A 3,619-nucleotide genomic window follows, 5' to 3' on the forward strand; every position below is an offset into this window, starting at 1 on the left:
CCCAAGTCACGGCATGGATCCTCGGGTCTGCGCGCGTCGCTTCGCTCCTTGCTCCGCCCGTGGATGACGACCGCGATAGGCGTCTCGGCCAATCGCCAACGCATGCCAATGCACACATAGCCAACCGGTCAAAATTTCTGTGTTAAGGAACTAGGACAATTCGGTGAGCGTCGGTACGGAAACGCCCAGGGAGCGGCCGCCGTTTCACCGGGAAGGTTTCATCCGTGCGGCGTCGGTTGCGTGCGCGGGCGAGGGTGGCCAGCCACGTTCGAGCCGATATGGTCGAGGTCGCAACGTCTCGTCACCATCTCGACCGACCCGGTGTCGACGGTCACCCGCCCCAGCACCTGCACCGTCGTGCGTCCGAGATCCTCGTCGACATGGACGACGTCGCCCTCCAGCCTCAGCTTGTCGCCTGCCTTGGCGTTTGGCTCGACCATCGAATAGCGGTGGCCGTTGCCGTCGAGGCTCAGCGTCACGCGGTCGTTGGTGCGCTCGACCACGGTGGCGATCACCGCCACCCTGTCGCCTATTTCAACAATGGGCCGTGCCATTGCGGCCTCCTTTCTGCTCCGCGCGGTCGTTGGCCGGGAGCCAATTGGCTGACGATATGACGGATGCCGACAGCTGCTGAAATAACGGGAAAACAAGTGTTTGGTTGCCTCTGCGCCGCCTGCCCCCGCAGCCCGCCGATCACATGAAGCCGGGATTTCGCGGCAGATACTGCGTCCAGTCGCGATAGCCGGGCGATGCCATCAACAGCATCGGGAAGGTGATGCGCATGCCTTGATCGACCGCAAGGCTGAGCGCGCTCTCGCATGTGCCCGGCAGGAAGGCCGATACCTTTTCGGCCGAGCGATCTGCCGCCAGCCGCAATGCCGTTGCGAAGGCATCGCGAAGAAAACCGGGCCGCGTCACCGCCAGGGGCCCGATATGCCCGCCGGCGCTAAGGTAGCTGTAGCCGATCGCCTCACTGCCGGCGAGGAGCAAGACACCTGTCGTCGCGGCATCGGTGCGCAGATAGCGGTGGTGCTTCTCTCGCGAGACCCCCAGGGCACTGGCATCGATTGCGACGAGTTTTTCCATTGTCGCGGCGCTGCGGTCCATTTCGACGGCGCGCAATGGCGATTGAGGCAAAGCCTTGGTCACCCGTTCGCGCGCGGCGCTGAAAACGTAGATCGGCGTTTTGGGAAACAGGCCGTGCCGCATGTAGAGGCCCTGCGAGACACGGTTGAAGGTGAACGTGATGAGCGCCCTGTGGGCTGCGCCCGATTTGCGGGCGTGCTGCATGGTTCGCTCCAGCAGCGTATTGCCGATGCCGTGGCCTTGTCGGCCAGGATCGACGAAAAGCTGGGCGAGAAACCAGATGTCGCCGCAGACCCAACTCCAGGCGAAGCCCGCAATGTCCCCATGGTCTTCCGCCACCCACAGGCCGTCGGGGCGTCCTCGAGTGAGAACAACTGGAAATTGGGCGGGCTCGTCGCCGCCATCGGGCCGAAGCCGTGCCGAACGGTAAGCTCGTTGATGCTGGCGACCACCATTGCATCGGTCGCGGCCAGGTCATCGGCGCGAGCAGGTCTGTAAACGAGCGACATGGAACAACCCCAACCATAGAGCGCGAGCCGCAGTTGCACCGATCATATCAGCGATCCATGCCTGCCGTCTTGGCCACGATCGGCGCTATCGCAGCTCCACCGGAGGCCACATCGGCCCCCGGTGCTTACGCTGCCCGTCAGACCGCCCCCGCTAGGGCGACTGCGTCGGCGCCAGCGGGGAAGCGCAGTGTGCCGGTAGTGTCGTTGACGGCCCGCCAAACGCCCTCGGCGACATCGATTTCCCTGGTGGTCAGCGCCCCGGCCATCGCCGGATCGGCGAGATTGCCGAAGACTGCCCTGGCAAAGTCGGCATAGGCCTCGGGGATAAGGTCCTGGACATTCACGCCGGTATTGGCGGTGAACCTCGTCGTCGGCCCGTAACCCGGTTCGACCAGCTTGGCCAGGACGTTGAAGGGCGCGAGCTCCAACGCCAGCGAGCCGGTGAAACCTTCGATCGCCTGCTTGCTCGCTGTATAGGCCGCCGCCAGCGGGAAGGGCGCCAGCGTGGCACTCGACGTCACATTGACGATGACGCCGGAACGGCGCTCGCGCATCCGCTGGATCACCGCCTGGGTCATCGCCATGACGCCGAACGTGTTGGTCTCGAAGACCTTGCGGATATGCGCCATCGGCGTCGCCTCGAAAGCTCCGGCGACGCCGATGCCGGCATTGTTGACCAATGCGTCGATCGGCCCGGCCGCTTCGACCGCCGCCGCGATGCTTTTGTCGTCCGTCACGTCGAGCGGCAGGATGCGCAGCGCCGGCGAAGGCGGCAGCACATCCTCGCGCGGGTTTCGCATCGTCGCGACGACGTTCCAGCCATTCGAGAGGAAATGGCGCGCCGTCTCCAGGCCATAGCCCGAGGAAGCGCCGGTGATCAGGATGGTTTTCATGGGTCCTCGCTGTTCGGTTTGTACGGCGGCAAGTTACCGGCAGCAGTCAGGACTATCTATGATTGACGATCCTGATTTTGTTTGCAAGAGTCCTGAAATGGTCGATCCTCTCTCTGAAGTCATAGCCTTGCTCAGGCCGCGCGCCGTGTTCACCAAGGGCATCAGCGGCGCCGGGCGCTGGGGTGTCCGCTACGCGGATTTCGGCCATCCGAGCTTCGCCGTCGTCATCGAGGGAGCCTGCCTGTTGGCGGTTGATGGCCAGCCGCCCTTGACGCTCGAAGCCGGCGATTTCGTCCTGCTGCCGAAAACGCCCGGCTTCACCATGACCGGCTTCGAGCCGGTCGTTCCGACGCTGATAGATCCCAACCTTGCCATGGCCGCCACGGAGGAGGTCCGGCACGGCCAGCAGGACGGCCCGCCGGACCTGCGCATGCTTGGCGGCTACTTCCTTTTCGACGGCGAGGATTCCGGCCTGCTGGTCTCATTGCTGCCCGCTCAGGTCCATGTCCGTGGCGTCGAGCGGCTGTCGGTCCTAGTGAAGCTGCTGGTCGAGGAGGCGGCGGGCCGGCATTCGGGGCGCGACCTGGTGCTGACCCGGCTGATCGAGATCCTGCTGGTCGAATCCCTTCGGCAGGCGCAGACGTCCGACGCGCCGGCCGGCCTGCTGCGCGGCCTGGGCGACGCGCGGCTGGCGGAGGCGATCCGCCGGATGCATGCCGATCCGGCGCGGCCCTGGACGATCGCCGAGCTGGCGAAGGAGGCCGCGCTTTCGCGCTCCGCCTTCTTCGACCGTTTCGTTCGCGGCGTCGGCGTGCCGCCGATGGAATATCTCTTGGCCTGGCGCATGGCGCTGGCGAAAGACCTGCTGCGCCGGCGGGAGGCCGATATCGCCGAGGTTGCCGAGCGTGTCGGTTATGGCTCGGCCAGCACCTTCAGCACCGCCTTCAGCCGCCATGTCGGCCAGCCACCCGGGCGCTACGCCAGGGCGACCGCGCACTAGCGGCGCCTTCGCCGCGCGGAACCAGGCGGGTCGCCAGATGTTCCTGTTGATCGCAACGACAACAGGAATGGCACATGGTTGCGCCACGCGCGGTCTGGAAGGGTTTTCTCAAGGTTGGGTCGGTCTCGTGT

At 65.3% G+C, this 3,619-nt stretch carries 4 protein-coding genes; 1 reads left to right on the forward strand and 3 read right to left on the reverse strand.

Features of this window, described 5'->3' with window-relative positions; translation table 11 throughout:
* Window positions 1-218: 218 nt before the first annotated feature.
* The 3 genes from EOA27_RS27475 to EOA27_RS27485 form a co-directional block, all read right to left on the reverse strand.
* Window positions 219-554 carry a hypothetical protein gene (locus tag EOA27_RS27475; protein WP_126078093.1) on the reverse strand — a complete coding sequence of 112 codons (336 nt, stop codon included), beginning with the start codon at window positions 552-554 and terminating at the stop codon, window positions 219-221.
* A gap of 139 nt (window positions 555-693) precedes the next feature.
* Window positions 694-1,425 carry a GNAT family N-acetyltransferase gene (locus EOA27_RS27480; protein ID WP_245491174.1) on the reverse strand — a complete coding sequence of 244 codons (732 nt, stop codon included), beginning with the start codon at window positions 1,423-1,425 and terminating at the stop codon, window positions 694-696.
* A gap of 307 nt (window positions 1,426-1,732) precedes the next feature.
* Complete coding sequence (locus EOA27_RS27485) at window positions 1,733-2,488, reverse strand: SDR family oxidoreductase (RefSeq protein ID WP_126078091.1); 756 nt, start codon at window positions 2,486-2,488, stop codon at window positions 1,733-1,735.
* Between the two features lie 97 nt (window positions 2,489-2,585).
* On the opposite strand from EOA27_RS27485, the gene EOA27_RS27490 reads away from it, so the two are divergent.
* On the forward strand, window positions 2,586-3,488 hold the full coding sequence (locus EOA27_RS27490; protein ID WP_126078090.1) for an AraC family transcriptional regulator: 903 nt from the start codon (window positions 2,586-2,588) through the stop codon (window positions 3,486-3,488).
* Window positions 3,489-3,619: the final 131 nt, after the last annotated feature.

It is taken from the genome of Mesorhizobium sp. M2A.F.Ca.ET.037.01.1.1 (assembly GCF_003998075.1).
GTDB lineage: Bacteria > Pseudomonadota > Alphaproteobacteria > Rhizobiales > Rhizobiaceae > Mesorhizobium.